General features: G+C 61.2%; 24 protein-coding genes. 17 read left to right on the top strand and 7 right to left on the bottom strand.

Annotation, left to right across the window (positions count from 1 at the left end; translation table 11 throughout):
- Nucleotides 1–114 precede the first annotated feature (114 nt).
- Nucleotides 115–1,512: a nitrogenase iron-molybdenum cofactor biosynthesis protein NifE gene (gene nifE / locus ACLIIZ_RS15670; RefSeq protein ID WP_416693680.1), complete on the top strand. Its 1,398-nt coding sequence runs from the start codon at nucleotides 115–117 to the stop codon at nucleotides 1,510–1,512.
- 7 nt (nucleotides 1,513–1,519) lie between these two features.
- On the opposite strand, the gene ACLIIZ_RS15665 is transcribed toward nifE, so the two are convergent.
- A complete protein-coding gene (locus ACLIIZ_RS15665) occupies nucleotides 1,520–2,005 on the bottom strand; it encodes a DUF4231 domain-containing protein (protein ID WP_416693677.1) in 486 nt (161 codons plus the stop codon).
- A gap of 61 nt (nucleotides 2,006–2,066) precedes the next feature.
- Nucleotides 2,067–2,213, bottom strand: coding sequence for a hypothetical protein (locus ACLIIZ_RS15660; protein ID WP_416693675.1), 147 nt, complete (start codon nucleotides 2,211–2,213; stop codon nucleotides 2,067–2,069).
- Here ACLIIZ_RS15660 and ACLIIZ_RS15655 point away from each other — a divergent pair.
- Nucleotides 2,212–4,017: a tetratricopeptide repeat protein gene (locus tag ACLIIZ_RS15655; protein WP_416693674.1), complete on the top strand. Its 1,806-nt coding sequence runs from the start codon at nucleotides 2,212–2,214 to the stop codon at nucleotides 4,015–4,017. The two genes, ACLIIZ_RS15660 and ACLIIZ_RS15655, sit on opposite strands and share 2 nt — an antisense overlap.
- Nucleotides 4,018–4,138: 121 nt before the next feature.
- Complete coding sequence (locus tag ACLIIZ_RS15650) at nucleotides 4,139–4,276, top strand: hypothetical protein (protein ID WP_416693672.1); 138 nt, start codon at nucleotides 4,139–4,141, stop codon at nucleotides 4,274–4,276.
- Nucleotides 4,277–4,345: 69 nt separating this feature from the next.
- Here the strand turns inward: ACLIIZ_RS15650 and ACLIIZ_RS15645 are convergent, their stop codons facing one another.
- The gene (locus ACLIIZ_RS15645) at nucleotides 4,346–5,422 is read right to left on the bottom strand and encodes a cytochrome-c peroxidase (protein WP_416693669.1); all 1,077 of its coding nucleotides are present in this window, start codon (nucleotides 5,420–5,422) and stop codon (nucleotides 4,346–4,348) included.
- A gap of 320 nt (nucleotides 5,423–5,742) precedes the next feature.
- On the opposite strand from ACLIIZ_RS15645, the gene ACLIIZ_RS15640 reads away from it, so the two are divergent.
- From ACLIIZ_RS15640 to nifS, 11 genes are all read left to right on the top strand, one after another.
- Nucleotides 5,743–5,952 carry a hypothetical protein gene (locus ACLIIZ_RS15640; protein ID WP_416693668.1) on the top strand — a complete coding sequence of 70 codons (210 nt, stop codon included), beginning with the start codon at nucleotides 5,743–5,745 and terminating at the stop codon, nucleotides 5,950–5,952.
- 158 nt (nucleotides 5,953–6,110) lie between these two features.
- Complete coding sequence (nifN, locus tag ACLIIZ_RS15635; RefSeq protein ID WP_416693666.1) at nucleotides 6,111–7,514, top strand: nitrogenase iron-molybdenum cofactor biosynthesis protein NifN; 1,404 nt, start codon at nucleotides 6,111–6,113, stop codon at nucleotides 7,512–7,514.
- Nucleotides 7,477–7,950 carry a NifB/NifX family molybdenum-iron cluster-binding protein gene (locus ACLIIZ_RS15630; protein WP_416693665.1) on the top strand — a complete coding sequence of 158 codons (474 nt, stop codon included), beginning with the start codon at nucleotides 7,477–7,479 and terminating at the stop codon, nucleotides 7,948–7,950. The genes nifN and ACLIIZ_RS15630 overlap by 38 nt, the downstream gene beginning before the upstream one ends.
- Nucleotides 7,947–8,414 carry a SoxR reducing system RseC family protein gene (locus ACLIIZ_RS15625; protein WP_416693663.1) on the top strand — a complete coding sequence of 156 codons (468 nt, stop codon included), beginning with the start codon at nucleotides 7,947–7,949 and terminating at the stop codon, nucleotides 8,412–8,414. Before ACLIIZ_RS15630 ends, ACLIIZ_RS15625 begins: the two co-directional genes overlap by 4 nt.
- Entirely contained in the window at nucleotides 8,404–8,853 is a 450-nt protein-coding gene (locus ACLIIZ_RS15620) for a NifX-associated nitrogen fixation protein (RefSeq protein ID WP_416693661.1), read from the top strand. The genes ACLIIZ_RS15625 and ACLIIZ_RS15620 overlap by 11 nt, the downstream gene beginning before the upstream one ends.
- Before the next feature lie 10 nt (nucleotides 8,854–8,863).
- Complete coding sequence (locus ACLIIZ_RS15615; RefSeq protein WP_416693660.1) at nucleotides 8,864–9,085, top strand: CCE_0567 family metalloprotein; 222 nt, start codon at nucleotides 8,864–8,866, stop codon at nucleotides 9,083–9,085.
- Between the two features lie 25 nt (nucleotides 9,086–9,110).
- A complete protein-coding gene (locus ACLIIZ_RS15610) occupies nucleotides 9,111–9,452 on the top strand; it encodes a hypothetical protein (protein WP_416693658.1) in 342 nt (113 codons plus the stop codon).
- Nucleotides 9,449–9,865, top strand: a complete 417-nt coding sequence (locus tag ACLIIZ_RS15605; RefSeq protein ID WP_416693657.1) for a hypothetical protein — start codon at nucleotides 9,449–9,451, stop codon at nucleotides 9,863–9,865. The genes ACLIIZ_RS15610 and ACLIIZ_RS15605 overlap by 4 nt, the downstream gene beginning before the upstream one ends.
- A 123-nt stretch (nucleotides 9,866–9,988) precedes the next feature.
- Nucleotides 9,989–10,312 carry a HesB/IscA family protein gene (locus ACLIIZ_RS15600; RefSeq protein ID WP_416693655.1) on the top strand — a complete coding sequence of 108 codons (324 nt, stop codon included), beginning with the start codon at nucleotides 9,989–9,991 and terminating at the stop codon, nucleotides 10,310–10,312.
- Between the two features lie 10 nt (nucleotides 10,313–10,322).
- Complete coding sequence (gene nifU / locus ACLIIZ_RS15595) at nucleotides 10,323–11,240, top strand: Fe-S cluster assembly protein NifU (protein ID WP_374327168.1); 918 nt, start codon at nucleotides 10,323–10,325, stop codon at nucleotides 11,238–11,240.
- Nucleotides 11,241–11,298: 58 nt separating this feature from the next.
- Nucleotides 11,299–12,507: a cysteine desulfurase NifS gene (gene nifS, locus ACLIIZ_RS15590; RefSeq protein WP_416693654.1), complete on the top strand. Its 1,209-nt coding sequence runs from the start codon at nucleotides 11,299–11,301 to the stop codon at nucleotides 12,505–12,507.
- 972 nt (nucleotides 12,508–13,479) lie between these two features.
- Here the strand turns inward: nifS and ACLIIZ_RS15585 are convergent.
- Together ACLIIZ_RS15585 and ACLIIZ_RS15580 are read right to left on the bottom strand one after the other, a co-directional pair.
- Nucleotides 13,480–14,121, bottom strand: a complete 642-nt coding sequence (locus ACLIIZ_RS15585; protein WP_416693652.1) for a hypothetical protein — start codon at nucleotides 14,119–14,121, stop codon at nucleotides 13,480–13,482.
- Between the two features lie 38 nt (nucleotides 14,122–14,159).
- On the bottom strand, nucleotides 14,160–17,132 hold the full coding sequence (locus tag ACLIIZ_RS15580; RefSeq protein WP_416693649.1) for a tetratricopeptide repeat protein: 2,973 nt from the start codon (nucleotides 17,130–17,132) through the stop codon (nucleotides 14,160–14,162).
- A gap of 730 nt (nucleotides 17,133–17,862) precedes the next feature.
- Between ACLIIZ_RS15580 and ACLIIZ_RS15575 the strand changes: the two genes are divergently transcribed.
- Genes ACLIIZ_RS15575 through ACLIIZ_RS15565 form a run of 3 tightly spaced genes read left to right on the top strand, consistent with a single transcriptional unit; the run spans nucleotide 17,863 to nucleotide 21,961 of the window.
- Nucleotides 17,863–19,587: an ATP-dependent nuclease gene (locus tag ACLIIZ_RS15575; RefSeq protein ID WP_416693647.1), complete on the top strand. Its 1,725-nt coding sequence runs from the start codon at nucleotides 17,863–17,865 to the stop codon at nucleotides 19,585–19,587.
- Complete coding sequence (locus ACLIIZ_RS15570; RefSeq protein WP_416693646.1) at nucleotides 19,580–21,001, top strand: UvrD-helicase domain-containing protein; 1,422 nt, start codon at nucleotides 19,580–19,582, stop codon at nucleotides 20,999–21,001. The genes ACLIIZ_RS15575 and ACLIIZ_RS15570 overlap by 8 nt, the downstream gene beginning before the upstream one ends.
- 27 nt (nucleotides 21,002–21,028) lie before the next feature.
- On the top strand, nucleotides 21,029–21,961 hold the full coding sequence (locus ACLIIZ_RS15565; RefSeq protein ID WP_416693645.1) for a hypothetical protein: 933 nt from the start codon (nucleotides 21,029–21,031) through the stop codon (nucleotides 21,959–21,961).
- 349 nt (nucleotides 21,962–22,310) lie between these two features.
- Here the strand turns inward: ACLIIZ_RS15565 and ACLIIZ_RS15560 are convergent, their stop codons facing one another.
- Together ACLIIZ_RS15560 and secF are read right to left on the bottom strand one after the other, a co-directional pair.
- Nucleotides 22,311–22,730, bottom strand: a complete 420-nt coding sequence (locus tag ACLIIZ_RS15560) for an ester cyclase (protein WP_416693643.1) — start codon at nucleotides 22,728–22,730, stop codon at nucleotides 22,311–22,313.
- Between the two features lie 631 nt (nucleotides 22,731–23,361).
- Nucleotides 23,362–24,309, bottom strand: coding sequence for a protein translocase subunit SecF (gene secF, locus ACLIIZ_RS15555; protein ID WP_416693641.1), 948 nt, complete (start codon nucleotides 24,307–24,309; stop codon nucleotides 23,362–23,364).
- Nucleotides 24,310–24,319 lie beyond the last annotated feature (10 nt).

Raw genomic sequence — 24,319 nt, 5'->3', positions numbered from 1 at the left:
ACCAGGCTTGTCGCAAAGGCGACAAGCCTGGTTTGGTTGCTTATTGTTGAAAATCAGTGGCTTGGCGCGTGGCACCCATCTTGCTGAGTAGTCTGCGGACTACCGGAGAAGCGCATGAAAACCAGCGAAATCCAGGCCCTGCTCGACGAGCCCGCCTGCAGCCACAACCACAAGGAAAAGTCGGGCTGTGCCAAGCCCAAGCCCGGCGCCACGGCTGGCGGTTGCGCCTTCGACGGCGCGCAGATCGCGCTGCTGCCGATCGCCGACGTCGCCCACATCGTACACGGGCCGATCGCCTGCGCCGGTTCTTCGTGGGATAACCGCGGCGCGCGCTCCTCCGGCGTCACCCTGTACAAGATCGGCATGACCACCGACCTGTCGGAAACCGACGTCGTCATGGGGCGCAGCGAAAAGCGCCTGTTCCATGCGATCAAGCAGGCCGTCGACAGCTATGCGCCGGCCGCCGTCTTCATCTACAACACCTGCGTCACCGCGCTCATCGGTGACGACATCGAGGCGGTCTGCAAGGCCGCCACCGAACGCTGGGGCGTGCCCGTGGTGCCGGTCGACGCGGCCGGTTTCTACGGTACCAAGAACCTCGGCAACCGCCTGGCCGGCGAAGCGATGTTCAAGCACGTCATCGGCACGCGCGAACCGGAACCGGCGAAGCCGCGCCCGGACGGCCTGCCGACCTACGACATCAACCTGATCGGCGAGTACAACATCGCCGGCGAGTTCTGGCACGTCGCACCGCTGTTCGACGAACTCGGCTACCGCATCCTGTGCACGCTGTCCGGCGATTCCCGCTTCCACGAGGTGCAGACCATGCACCGGGCGAAGGTGAACATGGTCGTCTGCGCCAAGGCGCTGCTCAACGTCGCTCGCAAGATGCAGGAAAACTACGGCCAGCCCTACTTCGAGGGCAGCTTCTACGGCGTCCAGGACGTTTCCAATGCCTTGCGCGACTTCGCCCGGCTGATCGGCGACCCCGACCTGATCGCCCGTACCGAGACGGTGATCGCCCGCGAGGAAGCCACGGCGCACGCCGCCCTCGAACCCTGGCGCGCGCGCCTCAAGGACAAGCGCGTCCTGCTCTACACCGGCGGCGTCAAGTCGTGGTCCATCGTCTCGGCGCTGCAGGATCTCGGCATGAAGGTGGTCGCCACCGGCACCAAGAAATCGACCGAAGAGGACAAGGCGCGCATCCGCGAACTGATGGGCGAGGACACCAAGATGATCGACGACGGCAGCCCGAAGGCCCTGTTGTCGACCTATCACGAATATAAGGCCGACATCCTGATTGCCGGGGGGCGCAACCTGTACACCGCACTGAAGGCGCGCATTCCCTTCCTCGACATCAACCAGGAGCGCGAATTCGGCTACGCCGGCTACGCCGGCATGAGCGAACTCGCCCGCCAACTGGCGCTGTCGATGGAAAGCCCGGTGTGGGCCGCGGTCAGGAAACCGGCGCCGTGGGCGAAAGGCGTTTCGGGAACGGCGCTGGCGGCCTGAACCGGCTTCAGTCGTTTGCCGGCGCCGGTCGGTCCGCGCCGGCGGCGTCCGCTGCCTGTGTCTCGCACTTGCCGACGATCTGCCGGTTCCACTTGTCGTTGGAGGCGCCGAGGATTTCCTGCAGGCGGAAGAAGTATTTTTCGACCAGTTCCGGCGGACTTGCCTCGTCGAGGACGAAAGCCGCCTCGCGTTGCAGATCCATCAGCGCGTAGTAGGTCATGCGCTCGTGTATCCACAGTTCGGCAGGCTTGCGCAGGCCTTCGACCGAGCTCAACACGCCGCTGCCGGCGGAAACCAGCAGGATGACGACGCTGATCGCCGCGGCGGACTCCGGAAATTTCAGTGCCAGCCCGGCGAGCAGAGCCGACAGCGAAGTCAGCAGGAAGACCGCGTAACGCAGCCGGCGATGCAGGCGCTTGTGCTTTTCCGACTCCGCCTTGAAGACCTTCACCTTGTCGGCGATTTGATCGAGCAGGAACTGACGTTTGTCCATGGCGTTTCCCCCTCTCCGCTGGCGGCGAACATGACATTGGGCAGCGCCGGGGCGGCTTGGTTCAAAGTGCTGCCAATGGCTTGGCTGCTGGCTTGCGGCGGAAATCTTCATGGCTTGCTGCGATCGCTATTGGCCAGTCTCTTGTCATGCGGCATGATGCGATCATTTGTCGGCGCTCGCCGCTATCCCTCTGGATGCTCATGGTCATGAATCGCGAATCCGCTCAACCCAGTCTCGGTGCCATCTTTCAACAGGCGATTGCGCTGCACCAGGCCGGGCGCCTGCCTGATGCGCTGGAGGCTTACCAGCACGTCATCGGCCACATTCGGCAATACGTCGAGGCTTTCCTCAACGCCGGCAGCCTGCTGGAACGATTCGGCCAGTTGGCCGAGGCGCTGCAGAATTACGACGCGGCGATCGCGCTGCAGCCGGCGATTCCCGACAGTCACTGCCTGCGCGGCAACCTGCTGTTTCGCCTGCATCGCTTCGACGAGGCGCTGGCTGCTTACGAGCGGGCGATTTCCCTGTGCCCCGGTTTTCCCGAGGCGCTGCTCAACCGTGGCCTGCTGCTGGCGCATCTGGGCCGTGTCGACGAGGCGCTGAGCAGCTACACGCGGGCGATCGAGAGCAAGCCCGATTATCTCGGCGCCCACCTCAATCGTGGCCATCTGCTCAAGGAGCTGCGGCGTTTCGACGAGGCGCTGGCGAGCTACGAGCAGGCGCTGCGCATCGATCCGAATGCTGCCGACGTCCATAACAACCGTGGCATCCTGCTCGGCGAACTGCGCCAGCACGAGGCGGCGCTCGCCAGCTACCGGCAGGCCATTGCGCTGTGTCCAGATCATGGCGACGCCCATGTCAATCTCGGCGTCCTGTTCGCCGAACTCGACCAGGTCGACGAGGCGTTGGCCAGTTACGACCGGGCGCTGGCGATTCGCCCCGATTACCCGATGGCCTTGAACAACAAGGCGATCCTGCTCAAGGAGTGCGGGCGCTTCGCCGAAGCGCTGGCCTGTTGCGAGCGGGCGCTCCGCCTCCAGCCGGATTTTGCCGAAGCCCAGTACACGCGCGCCGAATTGCTGCTGCTCACCGGGGATTATGCCCGCGGCTGGCCGCTCTTCGAGGCGCGCTGGCAGAGCCGCTACCGTCCCGGGACATCGCCTCTGGCCGCAACGCCGCTTTGGACCGGTGAGCCGCTGGCGGGAAAAACCCTGCTGATCGAACCGGAAGTCGGCTTCGGTGACCAGATCATGTTCGCGCGCTATGCCCGTCTGGCCGAACAGCAGGGCGCCCGGGTCCTGCTCCTGGCATCGGCGCCGCTATGCGAGCTGTTTACCACCCTGGGCGGGGCGATCACAGTGCTGGAAGATGGCCATGGGGCACCGCTGGTCGATTTTCGCTGCCCGATCATGAGCCTGCCGCACGCGCTGCGCACGATGCCGGACCGCGTGCCGGCGGCCTTCCCTTATTTGGGTGTGCCAGCAGCGCGCCGGGCACTCTGGCGCGGGCGCCTCGGCGCGGCGCGGGCGCCGCGTATCGGGCTGGTCTGGTCGGGTGCTGCGGACCGCTACCAGGACCGCAATCCGCGCACCGCGCGCAGCCTGTCGTTGGCCGCCCTCGCCCCGCTGCTGTGCCTGCCTTTTGCTTTCCATGCCCTGCACAAGGAGATCGCGCCGGGCGACGCCGAAATCCTGGGCAACTTCCCGGCGTTGACCAGCCATGCCGGCGAACTGAGCGATTTCGCCGATACCGCCGCCCTGATCGGCGAAATGGACCTGGTCATCGCCGTCGATACCGCGGCCGCCCACCTGGCCGGCGCGCTCGGCAAGCCGCTGTGGGTGATGCTGCCCTGGGCAACCGACTACCGCTGGCAGGCGAGCGGCGAGACGACGCCGTGGTATCCCGCCGCCAGGTTGTACCGGCAAAGCCGGGCCGGGGACTGGGAAGGTGTCGTCGAGCGGGTGGGCGCCGCGCTGGCTGATGAATTCGGGGTGAACGCGCGCCTCAGGTGAGGTTCAGGTGGGGGCGCGCAGAATGCAGTCATGGTCGATGCAGGCAGCAGCGGCATCGTCCCCGACAGAGCAGAAACCAGCCATTCACTTCACGCCCCTTCGGGCGCCCAAGGAGCAGACCATGAAATTCCGCGACACCGTATTCTTCCGCGAACTGCTTGCCGTAATCCTCGGCAGCGGCCTGCTGATCGCCAGCTTCACCTTCGTTGCCGTTCCCTATAGCCTGGGCCCGGCCAACGTTGTCCTCCATCTGACCTGAGTCGCCCGTCGGCAGGCTCCCGCCAGGGCGGGAGCCGCAAGCGATGCGCTCAGGGATGGGATGGATGGCTTACTTCTTCGCCGTTTTCACCGTCAGATGCGGGTCGACCGGCGGCACGACGCTGTTGCCCGGGGTCATCGGCAGGCGCGGCATCGTCTGTTGCGGGAAATTGCCGCTCAGGCTGCCGAGGAAGGCGACCAGATCCTTGACCTGGGCCGGCGTCAGTTCCTTGTTCAACTGTGTTTTGGCCATCAAGCGCACCGCTTCGTCGAGGGTCGCCACCTTGCCGTTGTGCAGGTAGGGCGCGGTCAGTGCGACGTTGCGCAGGGTCGGCACCCGCCACAGGTGGCGGTCGCTGTCCTTGCCGGTCACCGAGTGGCGGCCGGTGTCGGCGAGCAGGTCGTACTTCTTGTCGTACTCACTGCCGGCGATGTTGGGGAACTTCATGAAGAAGCCCTCGCCGGCGGGCAGCGCCGGACCGCTGAAGTTGGCGCCCATGTGGCAGGCATTGCAGCCGACTTCGGCAAAGGTCTGCATGCCGCGTAGCTGTTGCGCGTCGAGCGCCTTCTTGTCGCCGCGGACGTAGCGGTCGTACGGCGTGTCGGGGGTGATCAGCGTGCGCTCGTAGGCGGCAATCGCCTTCGCCACGTTATCCATGGTGAGCGGCTCGCGGGATTCCGGGAAAGCCGCCTTGAACAGCGGCAGATAGTCGGGAATCGCCTGCAGCCGCTCGATCGCCACCTTGGCGTCGCTCATCCCCATCTCGATCGGATTGGTGATCGGCCCTTTGGCCTGGTCCTCCAGCGTCGCCGCGCGGCCATCCCAGAACTGGGCAGAGAGGAAGGCGGCGTTCCAGACGCTGGGCGCGCTGCGTCCGCCGCGTGCGTCGTGCATGCCGATCGAGTTCGGCCGGTTGTCGTCGCCGCCGCCCATCACGTTATGGCAGGAATTGCATGACAGCGTGCCGTGTTCGGACAAGCGCGGATCGAAAAACAGGGTCTTGCCCAGTTCCACCTTGGCCGCCGTCTGCGGGTTGTCGGCCGGGCTCGGCGCCTGTTTCGGCAGCGCTTCCCATTGCTGGGCAAGCACCGTGAGGGGGAGGGCAAACATTGCACAGAGGGTCAGGTTCATTACCGTTTTTTTCATGGGTTTCACTCCTGGATCGTTGGTCTGAAAGGGGCAAGGTTCCATGCTGTCTTCATCCACGCTTGCTGTTTTCTGGCGGATAGGCTGGCAAAAACAGAACGTTGCGGCATCGAAGATTGCATATCGCATATGAACGAGGGGTGAATTTTGGCCGGCTGCTGAGCGCTCGAGCGCCCCGCCATCTGCTACCGGATGGCGCCGGGACGCCGTTTCCGCGGGCCAGCGATGACGCGCAAGTGGGCTGCACTGACCAATGGCGTAATGATTGCATCGTCATGTCCGGCTAAGCTGTACTCAGGGTTTTCAACAAAGGAAATGTCATGCGACACGCTCAACACCACTCAGCCGCCAGCACGGACGGCGATCTCGCGCAGTACGCCGAGGGCATTGCCCGGATGCAGCGGGCGCTGCAGCGCATCTATGCCAACAAGCAGGCGATCAGCGAGAGCCTGCTGCGTTCCGCGGCGGCCTTGCGCCGCATTTCGGCGGCGGAAGAGGGACGCTGTGGCGCCGAGTCGTCTTCCTGCTGACGGCGTGGTGGCGGATGCGCCATGCCGGTGCATTGTCCATCATCGCCCTTGTCGGGTTTGTGACACGAGCTGTGTTTTCAAGTTATTGTTTTGATTGATTTGTTTTCTTGGCGCGTTCATTGCTTTGAGGTGGGCAATCTCTGAGGAGTGTTGCCCACATGGCCGAAATCATCCAATCCAAGAAGGCGCTGGCGGTGAATCCGTTGAAGGTGAGCCAGCCGGTTGGCGCGTCGCTGGCGTTTCTCGGGCTCAATCGCAGCCTGCCGCTGATGCATGGCTCGCAGGGCTGCACGGCCTTCGGCAAGGTGTTCTTCGTGCGCCATTTCCGTGAGCCGATCCCGCTGCAGACGACGGCGATGGATCAGATGTCGTCGATCATGGGCGCCGACGAGAACGTGGTCGAGGCCTTGCGTACGCTTTCCGACAAGAGCAAACCGGACATCATCGGCCTGGTGACGACCGGTCTGTCGGAGACGCAGGGCACCGATATCCTGCGCACGGTCAAGGAATTCCGCGCCGCCCATCCGGAGTTCTACGGCGTGGCGGTGGTGCCGGTCAATACGCCGGATTATCTGGGTTGCCTGGAGAGCGGCTTCGCGCTGGCGGTCGAGGCGCTGATCCGGACGCTGGTGCCGGCGAGCGATTGCGCCGGGCGGCGGCCGAAGCAGGTTAACGTGCTGGCTTCGGCGATGCTGACGCCGGGCGACATCGAGGCGATCAAGGAGTGGGTCGAGGCCTTCGGCCTGCGCCCGGTGGTGGTTCCGGACATCGGCGATTCGCTCGACGGCCACCTGGTCGAGGCCGAGTATTCGGCGCTCACCATCGGCGGCACGCCGCGCGTCGAGATCGAGGCGCTGGGCGAGTCGGCGGCGACCCTGGTGGTCGGGTCGTCGCTGGCCAAGGCCGCCGACATTCTCAAGGAACGCACCGGCGTTCCCGATTTCCGCTTCACCGGCCTGATGGGGCTCGACGATTGCGATGCCTTCACCCAGGCGCTGGCGGAGATTTCCGGGCGCGAGGTGCCGGCGAAGGTGGAGCGGCAGCGCGCCCAGTTGCAGGATGCGATGGTCGACAGCCATTTCATGCTCGGCTTCGCGCGCATCGCGCTCGCCGCCGACCCCGACCTGCTCGGCATGCAGGTGCGTTTCCTGCGCGGCATGGGCGCCGAAGTGGTGGCGGCGGTCAGCCCGCATCGTCACGAGAGCCTCGCCGCGCTGCCGCTTGCCAAGGTCATCGTCGGCGATCTGGAAGACATGGAAGTGGCGGCGCGCGCCGGCGGCGCGCAACTGGTGATCGCCAACTCGCACGCGGTGGATACCGCACACCGGCTCGCGCTGCCGCTGCTGCGCGCCGGTTTCCCGCAGTACGACACGATGGGCGGCTACGCCCGTACCTGGGTGGGTTACCGCGGTTCGCGGCAGGCCCTGTTCGATATCGCCAATTTGATGCTGGGACAACACCATGAACTCGAAGCCTATCGTTCTTTCTACTGGAGCGACGACCGCGATGGCGTCGGACAGCGCCATGTCGTCACGTCGTCTGCAACTGGTCTGGTCCATTAAGCAGGCGCCGCAGGCCGTGTTGCGCGTTGCCTTCGCCTCCACCGACCGGACCCGGGTCAACCAGCACTTCGGCGCCGCCGAGGGTTTCGCCGTCTATGACGTGACGCCGGACAAGGCGACGCTGGTCGGCGTCGCCGAATTCGCCGAGGAGGCGATGGACGGCAACGAAGACAAGCTGCTGGCCAAGGTTGGCTACCTATCCGGCTGCGCTGCGGTCTATGTGATGGCGATCGGCGCTTCGGCGATCAAGAAGTTGCTGGCCGCAGGCATCCAGCCGATTCGCGTTGGCGAGATCGATGCCATCGACGACCTGCTGGTCGAGATTTCCGGCGCCATGCGCGACGGCGGCGTGCCCTGGATCGACCGCGCGCTGGCCGCGCAGGCCAAGGGCGACGACCGCTTTGCGGCGATGGAAGACGAGGGGTGGCAGGGATGAGCGCGCTGCTTGAACACCGCGGCGTCGTGCAGCGGGTGGCCGACGGCAAGGCCGTCATCGCCATGGAAACCAGCGGCTGTTCCTCCTGCGGTCACGGCGGCAGCTGCGGCGTCGGCAAGATGGCGGCGGGGCGCCCGGCGACCCTGCTGACGCTGCCGACCAGCGAGGAACTGCGGCCCGGCGACGTGGTCGCCGTCGTGCTGCCGCAAAGCCGCCTGACCACCTCGGCGCTGCTCGGCTACCTGTTTCCGGCGCTCGCCATGCTGATCGGCGCCGGGCTCGGCAGCAGTTTCGACGGCAGCGACGGCGGCACGGCGATCGGCGCCATGCTCGGTTTCCTCATCGCCATCGTCCTCGCCCGCCTGGTCATCGGCCTGTTGCCCGGGCTGATGCCGGCACCGCAACTGCTGGCCCGGCCGCAACCCGCAAGAATTTCCCCCAAGGAGTTTCATCATGAGCACTGATCCGATTTTCGAGACCGATTTCATCAAGGAGATGGCGCGCCAGATGCGTGCGCTGGACACCTACGGCACTTACAGCGGCTGGACCGTCGAACAGATCCTCGACCCCTTCATCATGACCAAGGAACGCAAGGCGACCATTCCGCTGATCGGCGATCCGGACGACGAGACGATTTCGCGCGTCAAGGCCTTCTACAACGCGATCGCCGTGCTGATCGAGAAGGAATGCAAGCTGCTGGCGGTGCCGCTGGTGCACCTGACGCACGAAGGTTTCGGCCGCGCCCTGATCACCGTCGGCAAGCTGGTCGCCGTCGACAAGACCCTGCGCGACGTGCATCGCTTCGGCTTCGCCAGCCTGTCCAAGATGAAGGACGAGGCCGACAAGCTGCTCGGCATCGCCCTCGAGCGCATCGGCCAGTACCCGGCCGTTGCCGGCCTGTGAGGAGAGTGCCGTGAGCGACGAGGAACTTGCCGCCCTCGACAAGGAAGTGAAGAAACTGAAGCGGATCGCTTCCGAATGGGCCTCGCAGATGCACGACCTCGTGGAAGACCGCCTGCCGGCGGCCTACCAGGAGATTCCGGGCATCGCCCAATCGACCTACGACGCCTGCCAGGCCTGGGCCGAAGCCAACCAGCGGCTGCTGGCGGCGCAGAAGGCGCGGGCGGCGGCTTGAGCGCCGCCGGCCACGGGGAGGGGCGATGACGCTGCCCTCCCCGGAAATCGGCGAGTCGCTGTGCCAGGCGCTGCGCGAGCAGGTCGGCAAGCTCGGTCTGTCGATCGGCGACGAGCCGCGCTGGTCGGCCGCCGGCTTCGAGACGGTGCGCGACCCCTTCTCGCAAGAGGAGAGCGTCGTCGCCGTCTGGCGCGGCGGCGAGCGTTTCGGCAAGGCGACCTTCTTCCCGGACGGCCGGGTGTTCGCCGAATACCAGGTGCTGCTGCCGCATCCTACGCAGTCCGGCGCCTACGTCGATGCCGTGCAGGTCTGGGGGCGGCCCCAGGCCTGGCGCGGCGAAGCGGTCATCGTGGAGTATCCGGCATGAACCTCGACACGCGTTTGCTTCTCCTGCACAAGCAGGGTACCAGCGGCCGTCTGCGCTACCTCTGCCTGCCCTGCGGCGTCGCGCTGTTTACGCCCTTGCCGGGCGCTGCCGCCCTGCGCCCGGAAGACTGGTCGCCAACGGTGCAACCGCATCCCGGCGCGCCGCTGCGCGAAGCGGAAGTGCAACTCGGCCTGGCCGAAGGGGCGATCGAGGCAGTGCCCGATTTCCATTGCTGGGTCGATACGCCGGCCGGCGACGTGGCGGTGCTGCTCGGCGGCTTCACCAGCATCGATCCGCCGTTTGCCGCCGCCGAGCGGCTGGGCGGTCGTTTCATCACGATTGCCGAGGCGCGCCCGCTGGGCGCCATCGAACGCGACCTGATGCGGCGCGCTTACGAACACGTCCTGGGTTGATTGTTGCAAAGCCGACAAACCTGGTGCGGCGCAACAATATAGTGAATTCAATGGTTTGAGATTGTTCTAAGGGATGGCACGGGGCTTGCAATGGATAGCTCATCCACCCCTGGGAGAATTGCCATGATCAATCTGACCCCCGCCGCCACGAAGGCCGTACAACGCTTCATCCGCGGTTCCGAAACGCCGGTTATCGGCCTGCGCCTGATGATCTCTGGCGGCGGCTGCTCCGGCCTGCAATACGGCATGAAACTGGAGGCCGAGAAGGCCGAGGACGATTGGGAACTCGAGATCGATGGCGTCAAGCTGCTGGTCGATCCGATGACCATGCCGATGATCGACAACGTCACCATCGACTTCGTCGATACCCTGACCCACACCGGCTTCAAGTTCGACAACCCCAACGCCAGCGCCCAGTGTTCCTGCGGCTCGTCGTTCTCGGTCTGAGGAAACAATCATGTGGGAATATTCTGACAAGGTCCGCGAGCACTTCTTCAATCCGCGCAACTCCGGTCCGCTGGAAGAGGCCAACGGCATCGGCGACGTCGGCTCGATCCAGTGCGGCGACGCGTTGCGCCTGATGCTCAAGGTCAACCCGGAAACCGAGGTGATCGAGGACGCGCACTTCCAGACCTTCGGCTGCGGCTCGGCCATCGCTTCGTCGTCGGCGCTGACCGAGATGATCAAGGGCATGACGCTGGACGAGGCGCTGAAGGTTTCCAACCAGGACATCGCCGACTTCCTCGACGGTCTGCCGCCGGAAAAGATGCACTGTTCGGTGATGGGCCGCGAAGCCCTGCAGGCCGCCGTCGCCAACTACCGCGGCGAGGAATGGTCGGACGACCATGAGGAAGGCGCGCTGATCTGCAAGTGCTTCGCCATCGACGCGGTGATGATCGAGGACGTGGTCAAGGCCAACAACCTCAACACGGTCGAGCAGGTCACCTTCTACACCAAGGCGGGCGGCGGCTGTGCGGCCTGTCACGAAGGCATCGAGGAAATCCTCGCCAAGGTCAAGGCCGAGCGCGCCGGCCCCGGCGAAGTCTCGCCGCCGCCCGGCCACCTGCCGGTGCTGCAGACGGAAGCCGCCAAGCCCGCCGCGGCGCCGAAGCCGGCCGCCAAGCTGTCGCTGGTGCAGAAGATCCGCAAGATCGAGGAAGTGCTGGAAGAGGTCCGCCCGATGCTCCAGCGCGACCACGGCGACATCGAACTGGCCGACGTCCAGGGCAAGAAGATCTACGTCCACCTGAAGGGCGCCTGCTCCGGCTGCATGATGGAAGCGGCCACCCTGGGCGGTGTCCAGCAGAAGATGATCGAAGCCCTCGGCGAACTGGTGCAGGTACTGCCCGCCTCGCTGATGCCGGCCGAAGCGTAAGTTCAAAAAAAGACAACGATCCCCCGATCCCAACGGAAATTCTGACAAGGACTGCGCCATGACCCCGATCTATCTGGACAACAATGCGACGACGCGGGTCGACCCCGCCGTCGTCGAGGCCATGCTGCCTTTCTTCACCGAGCATTTCGGCAACGCCTCGTCGATCCATGCCTTCGGCAGCGAAGTCGGCAAGGCGCTGAAGAAGGCGCGCGGCCAGGTGCAGGCGCTGCTCGGCGCCGAGCACGACTCGGAAATCATCTTCACCTCCTGCGGCACCGAGTCCGACTCGACCGCCATCCTGTCGGCGCTCAAGGCCCAACCGGAACGCAACACGGTGATCACCACCGTCGTCGAGCACCCGGCGATCCTGACGCTGTGCGAATGGCTGGAGAAGGAAGGCTACATTGTCCACAAGCTGAAGGTGGACAAGAAGGGCCGCATCGACATCGACGAGTACAAGTCGCTGCTCCACGACCGCGTCGCCGTCGTCTCGGCGATGTGGGCCAACAACGAGACCGGCACCCTCTTCCCGGTCGAGGAAATGGCCGAACTCGCCGCCGCCAAGGGCATCATGTTCCATACCGACGCGGTGCAGGCCGTAGGCAAGATTCCCATCGACCTGAAGAACAGCAAGATCGACATGCTCTCGCTGTCCGGCCACAAGCTGCATGGGCCGAAAGGCATCGGCGTTCTCTACCTGCGGCGCGGCTGCCGTTTCCGGCCCTTGCTGCGCGGCGGCCACCAGGAACGCGGCCGCCGTGCCGGCACCGAGAACTCGGCATCCATCGTCGCCCTCGGCATGGCCTGCGAACAGGCGATGCAGCACATGTCCACCGAGAACACCGAAGTCCGCCGCCTGCGCGACAAGCTGGAGCAGGGCATCCTGAGCCAGATCACGCACTGCTTCCCGACCGGCGACGTCAGCAACCGCCTGCCCAACACTAGCAACATCGCCTTCGAATACATCGAAGGCGAAGCGATCCTGCTCCTGCTCAACAAGCTGGGCATCGCCGCCAGCTCCGGCTCCGCCTGCACCTCGGGCTCGCTCGAACCGTCGCACGTGATGCGGGCGATGGGCATTCCCTACACCGCCGCTCACGGCACCATCCGCTTCTCGCTGTCGCGTTACAACACCGAAGCCGAAGTGGACCGGGTGATCGAAGCGGTTCCGCCAATCATCGCCCAGTTGCGCAAGCTGTCGCCGTACTGGGGCGAAAAGGGCCCTTCCGCCAACCCGGAAGCGTCTTTTGCACCGACTTACGCGTAAGCGTTTACCGAGTCTCTCTCAGTGGTAACTTCAGGCCCCGGAAGCGATTCCGGGGCCTTTTTTTGGTGCGGGTTGGGGTTATTTGAACTGCTGTGTTCTGCGCCTGGCGGGCGGGCGTGTTTGGTCGACTAAGCGCTGGGTTCTGCTGTTGCCCGGCGGGCGGCTTTGGTTTCTGGAACGCTGTGTTCCGCGCCTGACGCGCGGGCGTACTTTCTTCTTGTTTCGCCAAGAAGAAAGTAGCCAAAGAAGAAGGCGACCCTAGGTCGGCGCCCGCTGCGCGGGTGCCCTGCGCTACTCGGCCTTGGCGGGGGCTGCGCAACTCGGGGCTTTGCCCCTCAGACAGTGCTCGCCCTTTATCCGCCAACGCCTGCGTTGCTCGGCGCCTCCCAAGGGGCCCGGTACACCGAATGCAGTTTTTCGGATTTCGGGGCAGTCGACCGTGAGGGTTTCGTGGCGAAGGGTTTTGGCGTTGCATTGGATCGTGACTGGCTCCTATCGACCCTCAACGGTCCTACGTGCCCCCAGCTTCTGTGGCTGGTGACAGAGTAGACCGGTCGTTCATGGCGACCGCTCACCGGCATGTCGTCGGCCGAAGCAGCCTTTTGCCAAAATACAAGAAACAGTCGGCTACTTGACACTTAGCGGCCTTACCGTTCAGGCCAAATACGCCTGTACTTAAACAGCGGAGCCTCTACGAAACCTGTGGCGATTCAGTCCGCATGTTTGTATCTGACCAAAGACTGGTACGGCGAAGCAGCGTTTCCTCGGGCTGTTTTTTTGGAATCAACGCGGGAGTATTACCCGATGGTCACCTGATCGCGAAAGCTGCCGCTCAAAGGTCAGAACAACGCTCAAACCTGCCGATAGGGCGATTCGGGCAACTCGGTCCTTGCTGCCGTTCACGCGTAGAGATCGGAATGGCAGCTTGCGGACGTTTGATACGGGCAATACGGTTGTCGTTCTGGTTTCCCTTCAGGGGTTGAAAAGGCCTCTCGCCGAGTCAAATTTCAGCTGTTTAGTAAAGTCTACTTTGATCTCACCGCTCTTGAGTTCTTCTTCAAAGCGGAGCAATTGTTCCGGTGTCCACTGAGACAACATTGCATTAATGGCGTCTGCATATGCCTGCTTTTGCTCTTCCGAAAAAGCTGCGGTGACTGTTCCGTCAATACCAATAAACGCAGAGGCCCCAAGAACCTTAACCGCAAATGGATAGAGCCAAGAAAACACCCGGCACTGCGGCCTGTTCGGATTGAGTGTGACAAGGTCTGCATAAAAATTGCTGTCGCAGATGTCTTTGCGTGCCATTGCTGCAGAACGTAAAGCGTTGAACCGCGTACCGTCGCACTCATCTTGTCCGTGCAGATCGCCGCCTTTCTGGCATCGCAGATATTCACACTGAGGCTTCTCTACCTGCGAAACATTTTCGCATGCGCCGTAGCACCTGTCGTGCCGGTCACATGCAGCCTTAAATTCGCAGGCCAGCGGCCTGATTCTATCGGGTACAAGATAGCTGTTCCAGCCTGAGCCGCAACCGTTGACCTGCACCTCCGCATGCAGGCTGACGTGCATAAACAAGCCCACAAACCACAATGCCAGTTGTTTGAATATCCGCATATTGTGCCCTCAGGCAATTGTTGGGAACTAATTGGCGGTCAAAAGTTGCCGATCGCCTTAAGTAATTTACCTACGCGCGCATTCGGTTCGATACTCGGCTCACGATTCTCGCAACTTTCCCTTCCAGCGGCCTCGAAGAAGGCAATCATATCTTTGAGCGCGTCGGCCAGCTCGTTCGAGCTCGAAAAACCAAAACTCAGGTACGCTCCCCTTTCGTAGGCTGAAGTTCCGTCGAACTCCTCCATAAGCATTTTCTTCAAGTAAGGCGCAACCCTACACATGGTATGCGGGTGGGTTGCGTGCCATACAAATTGGCCCTGCTTCGTAAAGCCGTTGACCATGAGCACCTGCAAAGCAATCGTGGCATAGTCCCTATCATACCCTGCCGCCTCCAGTCTCTCGCTTGCGCACTTGTCGGCATCAGCTTCATTCGTACGAGCAACGTCCGCCGTATTCTCGCCAAAGGGCCGGTGTCCGAGGATGAAGTGACAGATTTCGTGGCCGATCATGAACGCGAAAGCCTGGTAAACCTCGCTGATGTCGTTTGCTACGTTGATATACTTTGCCCTATCAGGCCGCTTCGCTGCCTTAGCATAGTCGAGGAAATCAAAGTACAGGCTAGTGTCGGTGAGCGACGAGCGGTTGCGGGATCGTTCAGCGGCGACCATTGACCAACTAAAGATGTATTTGGACAAATCGTCGTATTCGCGAACCCAATTCACGGCTGAGACCAAGTCATAGAGCGCCCGGATAAGGGCGGTGGTGATTTCGATCTCGCCGTCTGCAATATTTGCCTTTGCCAATAGTGCATCGTTGACTTGTACTCGTATCCTCAAATTCTTAACCCGATGCTTCTGCTCCTCAGACATGCCGCTTCGTAGGATCGGGAGAATCTGCCTGTTGGCCCAGTAGCGGCCGATGTTTTGCCAGCGTTGGTCATATGCTCCGAGCACGAACCTTGCGGCGGCAAGCTCGTCTCCATTGAGTGGATCTCCCCAGGACTTAGTTAATCTGGTCTGCGCCAGTAAATCTAACGCCCTGCGTATATCCGCTGGCTGTGGAATCATGCTAATAGCCCCAGAATCAGCGATGTCGGCAGCAGTTACTTGCTGCGCCATTGCTCCCGCGGCCTGGAACGGGCTTGCGTACAATTGGTAATCGTCATCGTGCCAGCGAGTAACCAAGGCCAGCAGGCGAGTTAGCAGTTGACGGTCAATTAAGGCGTATCGTTTCTGCACCGAACGCAAAACGTCGCTGCGTAAACTCTCGCCAACCGGGAGGTCACGCTGGATTTTCGCCACCTCGTTACGATAATACGCAGCAAGTTCAAGTACCTGCTGGTGAATTTCCTCTTCATCGTCCGTTAGCGCAAGTGCGTTGACCTGAGCGCGTGGCTTTGGGGTAACGCTCACGTTGTGTAGGAGCATCATTATGCGTTCCGCTTCCACGATGCGACCGCTTGCAATTAGAAGGTCGGCCATACCACTGTAGGTGGACTTTAGGTGCTCGTCGTATTCGCGCAGGATCGGGGCGTTTGGATCCGATACTTGGCTTCGCTGCAACTCCAGGCGTTGGAGTCCCAGTTTGTAAAACAAGCGTGCGATTGCGGTTCGCGGTGATGGCTTATCGTTCTCTTGCCAATAAGCAAGTGTGCTGGCTAGGTTGGTAGCGGCGAATGATAGGTCAGGTCGCGCCGCGAAGAACTTGAACCGATGCAGCAGTATTTGGCCTTGTTCACCCAAATTAGCATAGAAGCCGATGCGGCTGTCATCCCAATCTGTTAGCTCCTGCAAGTTGCGGGCTATACCCTGCACCAGCCCCTCGGCTATTGCGTATTGAGCTGCGGCCTTTGACATCTGCGTAGGTTGCTCTTGGTAGAGCTGAGCCAAGGCAAGATGTGAACGCAGCCTAGCGCGATCCAGCGCCACACTAGGCTGCGGAATTGCGTCTCGGATCGCCAGTGCCTCAAGATATTTACTTTCTGCCAAGGGGTAGTTCCGTAACCTGAGCTGTACGAAGCCTTCCGCTTGGAGTACTTCAGCGACCGGCAACGACTTGGCACCTTCAACCGTTATCCGTGCCACTCGCACCTTCTCGTAAAGGGCAATAGCTTCGTCATATTGATGCAGATTGCTCACCAATATGTCGGCTAGGCGTATGCGATACACATCCAGCGGCTCTGTACTGAAATGACGTTCACGTAGCTGTAGCGCCTGACGGAAATAGTCCGCGGCCCTGGCGTCCAGACTTAGGCTGGCATACAGGCTGCCCAGATCGTCCAGGATGGCTGCCGTGGCGCGGTGATCCGGTGGCTTGGCTGAACGCGCAGCGTCGAGCGCCTTGACCGAATAGGCAACGCACTGGTCAATCTCACCGATAACCTGGTGCAGACGCGCAATGGTGCGTAAGCTGGAAGCATCAGTCATATGCCCCAGCTGCGGCAAAAGAGCCAAAGCCTCGCGGCTAGATCGCTGTTCGCCTGCCAAGTCACCAAGATTGCTTTGCGCAGCACCCAGCGATATCAGAGTGGAGTACAACTGCGAGCGTTGGGCATCGCCATGTAACCTGTATATCTCAACGGCCTGCCGGAACGTAGTAACACTGGCCTCAAAATCGCCAAGCGACCAGCCCTCAATCAACGCCTTGTCGCGTAAGGCGCCAGCCATAGCAAGGTCGTTCGGGCCGAAAAGTTCGCGACGGATTGAGATAGCCTCGTCGGATTGTGCGATTGCTAGTTGAGCATCTCTGCGGCTGTTTGAAGAGTCAACGTTGTGGAAACCGGACAGCCACTGAAGCAGGCGCGCCATCTGCGCTGTATGCCCGACGTTGGCCGCGCGCGCGTCGACCAGGGCTTTATCTAGCACCCTCTTCGCATCAACGAAATTGCGTTGCCCGATGAGATTGCCGGCTTCGACAAAAGCCTGATCGATGTTTGCTTCCGTTTCTACAGCCTGTGCGCAGACCTGTGGTGTCATATGCGAAGCCAGACACAATACAAGCATGGAAGTCATGCGCATTACTGCTCCCTCAATTCAGCTGGCAGTTTCATCCCCCGAAGCGCAACGCCCCGTCTTGTGAGTGGAGGCGGAAGGCTAGAGAGAACTAACAACGAATGGATTCAACACCGCGCAACACGTCTACCAATTGTGCACAATTTGCGCTAATGATTCACTCACACCTTGGCGAGTCAATTTCAGAAATGGTCTTTGTAATAACTGCACGGCAATCGCTGCACCGTCTGCAATCTATCAGATTTCGGCCTTCCAATCAGATTGGTTTGGACGACTAAAAAGGGCGACTTCCGGTAGTTACGTTCAAACTCATTCCCGATAAAGTCGATTATCGTGAGTAACTTATGAGCACCATGACTGGAGTTCGGCCTGAGCAGTCATTTGCAACCAAGGCTATCAACGTCTGCAATACATAGGTCAACAGCCGAACGTAAGGCAAAGGTCTTGGATGATCGCTTCGCACTTCACCCTATAGCCCGACCAAAAGTTGACGCTCAGCTTTCGGATGAAATGCCCAGTGGGTACAATCGGCCAAATTCAGCCGCTCACCAATGGCTGCCTCGCCTACCCTTTGGCGCTGACGACGGCCGAGGTCTAGCACGGGAGACTATTGGGGTGGCAGGTGATCAACTGGACAGTGATGCATCGACCGATTGCGCCGGGAGAGCGGTCGAGCCCAATCGTGCGCAGATAATTACTCTGACCGGAAATCAGGCACATAGGGAGCACGATGGCAAGAATTCGCAAGGTTGAAATCCGCAATTTCCGCTCGATTCGTTCATTGGACTGGTGCCCCACCGAAGGCGTCAATTGCCTAATAGGACCAGGTGACAGTGGGAAGTCCACTATCCTGGATGCTCTCGACCTCTGCTTGGGGGCTCGTCGCAACCTCGTGGTCACTGATACAGATTTCTTCGGGCTGGACGTCACTCAGGATATTTGCATCTCATTGACATTGGGAGCCCTGTCCGATTCCCTCAAGAACATCGATACCTATGGTGAGTTCCTCCGGGGATTTGATAGGACGACGGGCACTGTTGAGGACGAGCCACGCAAGGGACTGGAGACCGTCTTGACCCTAAGGTTGACCATCAAAGCCGACCTTGAGCCCGCCTGGGCGCTCCACTCGGACCGGATGGCAACGGTGGAGCCACCCCGCGGCCTTGTCTGGAAGGACAGGATGACTTTGACCCCTGCTCGCTTGGGGAATCAGCCGAACTCCAACCTCTCATGGTCCAGAGGGTCAGTGCTGAACCGACTGTCCGACGAGCGTGCTGACATTGGATCAGAACTCGCACGTGCGGCACGGGAGGCCCGTGCAGGATTCGGCACGAAGGCCGCGTCACAACTCGCCGGCACGCTCAAAACGGTCACGGACACAGCCCATAACCTTGGCGTTCCCGTCGGCACCTCGGCAACAGCATTGCTAGACGCGCACTCGGTGTCGTTTGGCGACGGCGCAATCTCCTTGCACAACGAGAGTGGGATTCCACTGCGAAGTCTCGGAACGGGCTCTTCTCGATTGTTGATTGCTGGTCTGCACCGTGCGGCCGCAGAAGCCGCCAGCATAGTACTGGTCGACGAAATCGAGTTCGGCCTTGAGCCACACCGGCTGACCAGACTGCTCAATTCGCTGGGCTCCAAAGAGAAGGTGCCGCCCCTGCAGGTGTTCATGACGACGCACTCCCCGGTTGTCCTGCGTGAGCTTTCAGGAGCTCAACTCTTCGTCATGCGCGTCGCAGCCGGAACCCATAGCGCCCTGCAAGTGGGCTGCGGAGATGACGTGCAGAGCACCATTCGCTCCTACCCCGAAGCGTTCCTTGCGCGTACGGTTATTGTTTGCGAGGGAGCTAGCGAAGTCGGCCTTATTCGAGGCTTGGATGATTTCTGGACCGCGCAGGGGTATGCCTCTCTTCAAGCGGCGGGTGTGGCGTACGTCGACACCGGAGGTGGCGATGCTGACCGCTGCTTCTACCGTGCGGAAGCGTTTCAGAGGTTGGGTTATCGCGTCGCCGCCGTGCAGGATAACGACAAGACGCCCACCCCGGCGATTGTTGCCAAGTTCGTCAATGCAGGAGGCTATTTGGTCGCCTGGCGGGATGGACGTGCACTTGAAGACGAGCTCTTCATGAGCATGCCCGCGGCGGCAGTGTCGGCACTGATTGAACGAGCCCTCCAACTCACTGAGGACGGTTTAGTAGATCAGCACATCAAGACCAAGTCCTCAGGCAGGGCGAGCCTCGCGACCGTATTGCAGGACGGGAAGGATGCGGGCTTCTCCGCAGCAGCGCGAATGCTCTTGGGCGAATCTTCTCGCATTCGGAAGGCAGGCTGGTTCAAGTCCATCGGCAAGATGGAAGGTGTCGCTCGCGATGTTATCGGCGCCAACCTCGACGCAAGCGATGCTGGCTTCAGGGAAGTAGTACGGAATCTGTTCGGTTGGGCCCATGCCTGAACTCGACCTGTTCTCGGTCCAACGGGGCACTGTGACCGCACCTGCAGGTTGCGGCAAGACGCAACTCATTGCCGACACGCTGAAGCTTCATACAGACGTCAAGCCGGTATTGGTGCTCACGCACACCAATGCCGGGAAAGGCGCCCTCGAAGCTCGACTGGCGCGAGCGGCAGTGCCAAAGAGTGCTTACCGAGTCTCAACAATCGACAGTTGGGCCATTCGGATGATTTCAAAGTTCCCCGCCCGGAGCGGTCACAACCCGGTCATCCTTCGGCTGGAGAATCCCGGCACAGACTATGCGGCCATTCGAGATGCGGCCTGGAGGCTGCTGGGCCAAGGTGATGTCAGTGACGCGCTGCGCGCGACCTATAGCCGCCTTGTCGTCGACGAGTACCAAGACTGCACCGTGCCCCAACACAATATCATTGGTTGGGCGGCTGATGTCCTCCCGACCTGCGTCCTCGGGGACCCCCTTCAAGCCATCTTCGGATTTCGCGAGCCCACAGTGAATTGGGATTCGGATGTTCACAGGCTGTTCCCCCGGATTGGTGCTCTAGAAACTCCCTGGCGGTGGCGAAACGCAGGTGCAGAGGGGCTGGGTCAATGGCTTATTAATGCACGAGCACCTTTGCTTGCAGGCGAGCCCATTGACCTTCGAGGCGCTCCGCCGGAGGTCACGTGGATTCAAGTCGCCGCAGACCCCACGGTGGCTCACGTGCAACGCATGAGGGCTGCGCAGACCAAGGCTCCCGGAGCCCACGGGACAGTGCTTGTCATCGGAGATAGCACTAACCCAAGGGGGCAACAGCAGATTGCCTCCCAGACTCCTGGGGCTACGACGGTCGAAGCCGTGGACCTTCGTGACCTGACCGCATTCGGCAGGTCCTTCGACCCAGGAAGGTCCGGTTCGCTCGTTGCTTTGGTCAACTTTTCCGCAGAGTTGATGGCGAACCTTGGCGCCGCGGAGTTGCTCCGCCGCGTGGAGTCACTGACGAAGGGTACTGCCCGAAAGAATGCGACAGCTGCAGAGTCTGCCGCCCTCGCTTTTCTCGCGGCACCGTCGTTTGGGACTGCCCTGGAAGCGCTCGAAGCCTTCGAAGACGCACCAGACGTGCGTGTGTACCGCCCGGAGGTTCTTCACGTCTGCAAGGCTGCCATGCGAGCCGCTGCGACTGGAGAGTGCGCATTCTACGAGGCCGTGGTCCAGGCGCGTGAGCGAAATCGCCACCTTGGCAGGCCAACCACCAGGCGAGCGGTTGGCAGCACCCTGCTGCTCAAAGGGCTGGAATCTGACGTTGTTGTTGTTCTCAATCCGTCGGCAATGGATGCCCGCCACCTCTACGTTGCGCTAACTCGCGGCGCAAAGGGTCTCGTGATTTGCTCCGAAACTCCTATCCTGACTCCTGCTCGCTGAACTTGACTCCACCGCCCGAGGCAACAAATGGCAGAACTAATTGACGTACCTCCAAGCGTGGTCTCAAATCTCCTCCTCGGGGCCTGCCCCGAAAGAGCGCCGGAGTTCGAAGTCTTCTGGGAGCGGTTCGAACCTCGATTTGCTTTGAAGCAGGACGACGCCGGCCTAGCCATCAGTGCACGTGGAAACAAGGTCTCCTGGATGCACAAGACCTTCGCCCATGACTGGGTCGTTACCTTTGCAGGCTTCAAGGCGTTGGTTGCATATGGCCCTCACGTCTTGTTCGGGGAAGCGTGCAGCGGCGAGATTTCGGCACAGGCGCTAGGTGATGACGAGGGTTTGGGCGCAGCCGAGACGGAACTCGATGCACTGCTCTACTTCGCGAAGCAGATTCAGTTGGTCAGCGACCTCGCATCGCTGGATTGGCCACCCGAGGTTCCTCGGCCTGGCACGAGTCGCGAAGCGCTAGCCACCATTGAAGACAAGGTCTGCTTTGACATAGCCTGCTTGGCTGCTGCAGCCACCTTCCTGCATGAATTTCGGCACGTGCAGTTCGCGGCCGAGGGGAATGCTCCAACAGTACCGGCTGACGAGGAGCAAGCCTGCGACGACTTCAGTCGAACGATGCTCCTTGAGATGGTAGACGCCTATGCTTCTTCAGCGGGGGAGGTCACCGACCGAGTAGCCAGCAAGCGTGTCATCGGCCTAGCTTCCGCAGCCCTGAGCATCGCTCAAGCCGAGTCTCAATGTATAGCAAGTGCTGTTCAGGACACACATCCGCCGACTCGAGAGCGCTTTGTGCGTCTCGTCTTGAAGGCTGATGTTGCGGACAACGCGACGTGCTGGTCTTACACCGCTTGCTTGCTAATCGCCCTGCTGCGCCACGGCGCTAGATTGCCTCAGCAAGTCCAGTTCGCTTCTCCAAAGCACCTTTGTCAGCAACTTGTTGCGCTCCTATAGGTGCTAGCTTCGAGCCAGCGATTCCAGCAACGAAAACCGCCATAGGTCTCGAAGAGACTGATTGCTGTCTGCTGGCAATGGCATACCCAATGGCCGGTCCACTTCGAAACCTGCTGGATAGTCGATTCCCGGTTCTCGGCCAAAACGGCCGTTGGCCTATCGGTCGGTGACAGGCAGCAATCTCGCGCTGATCTGCCGTTCAGCGTCTGATGACGTCGAACGGCAGCTTCTTCATCAGGTGAATACGTGCTCCCGACCCATAGGGCGCATTCATTATCTGCCAAAGCAGACATTCAACCTCTGCTTCCACCTAACGAAGCCACGCAGAGCCGCCTCAGGTGGCAATTTGTTAGCCATTTGCATTCTTCTCAAGCAATTGGAGCAAGCCGTGGACATCGCCAAGCACCCACAAGTCAGCGACCTTCTCACCATCGAACGAAAAGAGTGCAGTTCCCTGCCACTCAACAGGTTTTCCAGTAGGTTGATAACCAAAGAACTCGCCCCGATGGATGCCAGAAAAGCGCATACGTGCGAATGCCTTCGAACCCTCGATCACGAGGTCAAGTATGTCGCAGCGATAACTCGCCAAGGCGGAGTGGACAAAATCGACATATGACCCAAACCCCTCGTGGCCGACCTTCGTTTGACCGAGCGAACCACGAAAAGTGAAGCCATCACAAAGCAAAACAGGAATTTTTGACTTGTCGTGTCGGTTCCAGATGTCGCTGTAAAAGCTTTCTACGACTGAACGAATATGTGATGGCGTCATCGGAGTGTCTAAACAGTTGCTGGTTAGGGTATGGGTGCATCATACGGTGCCCTCGTAATCTGGGCTGATATGACTGCTATTTGTCGTGGAAGCGAAGGCCTCCTTCTGGCCGAATGCTGTCAGCGCCTGCTGGTCAGAATATGATTCATCCACGAACAGGCGATGATTTCCGGGGGGTACTCCGCCACAAGTTTGGTTTTTTGCTCAAACGACAGGTCGACCGCAAGCGACTGCTTTTCCCCCGAAAAGTCCTTTCGACCGCAAGCGGTTGTGCCCGATCGGTGTTCGGGGTCCCCCTGAGAGGCGCTGAGCAACGCAGGCGGTCCGGGGGGGGTCGGCTGGCGTTGTCTGAGCCGCGCAGCGGCGAGTTTAGCCAGCCGCCCGGACCGTCGAGTAGCGCAAGGGACCGGGCGCAGCCCGGCGCCGACCTGGGGGTGGCTTTTTCTTTGGCTACTTTCTTTTTTCCACAAAAAAGAAAGTACGCCCGCGCGTCAGGCGCGGAAACCGGCGCCTCAAAAACCAAAGACACCCACCAGTACCCCCCCCAAGAAAATCCAATGCCCCAAAAAAACAAAACCCGGCCTGCCATCAGCAGACCGGGTCCAGAATTCCAGGCCGCAAGGCCGTCAACTCAAACGCAGGCCCCGTCGTCGGTGACGCCCTCGGCCGCCGTCTTCTTCGGCTTGACGAACTGTTCGCGCGAGACGCCCAGCCACATGACCAGCGGGCTGGCGACCAGCACCGACGAGTAGATGCCGAAGCAGATGCCGATGGTCAGCGCCAGCGAGAAGTAGTACAGCGTTTCGCCGCCGAAGATCAGCATCGACAGCACCATGACCTGCGTCGAGCCGTGCGTGATGATCGTCCGGGAAATCGTGCTGGTGATGGCGTGGTCGAGTACCTGCGGCGTGCTCATGCCGCGGACCTTCTTGAAGGTTTCGCGGACGCGGTCGAAGACGACCACCGATTCGTTGACCGAGTAGCCGAGCACGGCCAGTACCGCCGCCAGCACCGACAGCGAGAACTCCCACTGGAAGGCGGCGAAGAAGCCGAGGATGATCACCACGTCGTGCAGGTTGGCGATGATGGCCGAGACCGAGAAGCGCCATTCGAAGCGGAAGGCCAGGTAGAGCATGATGCCGGTGATCACCACGAGCAGCGCCATGGCGCCGTTCTCGGCGAGTTCGCGGCCGACTTGCGGGCCGACGAATTCGACACGGCGCAGTTCGGCGCCCGGGGCATCGGCGGAGAGCGCCTGCATGACGCGTTCGCCCTGCTGCGCGCTGTTTTCGGCACCGCGTAGCGGCAGGCGGATCATGACGTCCTGCGAGGAGCCGAAGTTCTGCACCGAGTAATCGGTGAAGCCGGTCCGGCTGAGCGCGCCGCGAATCTTCTCGAGGTCGGCGCTTTGCTGGTAATTGACCTCGATCAGCGTGCCGCCGGTGAACTCCACCGACAGGTGCAGGCCTTTGGTGGCAAGGAAGAAGACGGCGGCCAGGAAGGTGATCAGCGAGATGACGTTGAACACCAGCGCATGGCGCATGAAGGGGATGTCTTTTTTGATACGGAAGAATTCCATCGCCGTGTTT

The organism is Azonexus caeni (assembly GCF_048146105.1).
Classification (GTDB): Bacteria; Pseudomonadota; Gammaproteobacteria; order Burkholderiales; family Rhodocyclaceae; genus Azonexus; species Azonexus aromaticus_B.
Note: the sequence above shows the minus strand (reverse complement) of the source record. Positions and strands in the feature narration are given on the sequence as shown.

Excerpts from the sequence above, each read along its gene's own strand:
- ACLIIZ_RS15645 (WP_416693669.1), bottom strand. The coding sequence starts at position 5,422 with ATGAAAAAAACGGTAATGAACCTGACCCTCTGTGCAATGTTTGCCCTC.
- ACLIIZ_RS15640 (WP_416693668.1), top strand. The coding sequence starts at position 5,743 with ATGCGACACGCTCAACACCACTCAGCCGCCAGCACGGACGGCGATCTC.
- ACLIIZ_RS15605 (WP_416693657.1), top strand. The coding sequence starts at position 9,449 with ATGAACCTCGACACGCGTTTGCTTCTCCTGCACAAGCAGGGTACCAGC.
- ACLIIZ_RS15570 (WP_416693646.1), top strand. The coding sequence starts at position 19,580 with ATGCCTGAACTCGACCTGTTCTCGGTCCAACGGGGCACTGTGACCGCA.
- ACLIIZ_RS15665 (WP_416693677.1), bottom strand. The coding sequence starts at position 2,005 with ATGGACAAACGTCAGTTCCTGCTCGATCAAATCGCCGACAAGGTGAAG.
- ACLIIZ_RS15560 (WP_416693643.1), bottom strand. The coding sequence starts at position 22,730 with ATGACGCCATCACATATTCGTTCAGTCGTAGAAAGCTTTTACAGCGAC.
- nifU (WP_374327168.1), top strand. The coding sequence starts at position 10,323 with ATGTGGGAATATTCTGACAAGGTCCGCGAGCACTTCTTCAATCCGCGC.
- nifE (WP_416693680.1), top strand. The coding sequence starts at position 115 with ATGAAAACCAGCGAAATCCAGGCCCTGCTCGACGAGCCCGCCTGCAGC.
- ACLIIZ_RS15630 (WP_416693665.1), top strand. The coding sequence starts at position 7,477 with ATGTCGTCACGTCGTCTGCAACTGGTCTGGTCCATTAAGCAGGCGCCG.
- ACLIIZ_RS15625 (WP_416693663.1), top strand. The coding sequence starts at position 7,947 with ATGAGCGCGCTGCTTGAACACCGCGGCGTCGTGCAGCGGGTGGCCGAC.
- ACLIIZ_RS15580 (WP_416693649.1), bottom strand. The coding sequence starts at position 17,132 with ATGACTTCCATGCTTGTATTGTGTCTGGCTTCGCATATGACACCACAG.
- ACLIIZ_RS15660 (WP_416693675.1), bottom strand. The coding sequence starts at position 2,213 with ATGACCATGAGCATCCAGAGGGATAGCGGCGAGCGCCGACAAATGATC.
- ACLIIZ_RS15600 (WP_416693655.1), top strand. The coding sequence starts at position 9,989 with ATGATCAATCTGACCCCCGCCGCCACGAAGGCCGTACAACGCTTCATC.
- secF (WP_416693641.1), bottom strand. The coding sequence starts at position 24,309 with ATGGAATTCTTCCGTATCAAAAAAGACATCCCCTTCATGCGCCATGCG.
- ACLIIZ_RS15620 (WP_416693661.1), top strand. The coding sequence starts at position 8,404 with ATGAGCACTGATCCGATTTTCGAGACCGATTTCATCAAGGAGATGGCG.
- ACLIIZ_RS15655 (WP_416693674.1), top strand. The coding sequence starts at position 2,212 with ATGAATCGCGAATCCGCTCAACCCAGTCTCGGTGCCATCTTTCAACAG.
- ACLIIZ_RS15650 (WP_416693672.1), top strand. The coding sequence starts at position 4,139 with ATGAAATTCCGCGACACCGTATTCTTCCGCGAACTGCTTGCCGTAATC.
- nifS (WP_416693654.1), top strand. The coding sequence starts at position 11,299 with ATGACCCCGATCTATCTGGACAACAATGCGACGACGCGGGTCGACCCC.
- ACLIIZ_RS15585 (WP_416693652.1), bottom strand. The coding sequence starts at position 14,121 with ATGCGGATATTCAAACAACTGGCATTGTGGTTTGTGGGCTTGTTTATG.
- ACLIIZ_RS15610 (WP_416693658.1), top strand. The coding sequence starts at position 9,111 with ATGACGCTGCCCTCCCCGGAAATCGGCGAGTCGCTGTGCCAGGCGCTG.
- ACLIIZ_RS15565 (WP_416693645.1), top strand. The coding sequence starts at position 21,029 with ATGGCAGAACTAATTGACGTACCTCCAAGCGTGGTCTCAAATCTCCTC.
- nifN (WP_416693666.1), top strand. The coding sequence starts at position 6,111 with ATGGCCGAAATCATCCAATCCAAGAAGGCGCTGGCGGTGAATCCGTTG.
- ACLIIZ_RS15575 (WP_416693647.1), top strand. The coding sequence starts at position 17,863 with ATGGCAAGAATTCGCAAGGTTGAAATCCGCAATTTCCGCTCGATTCGT.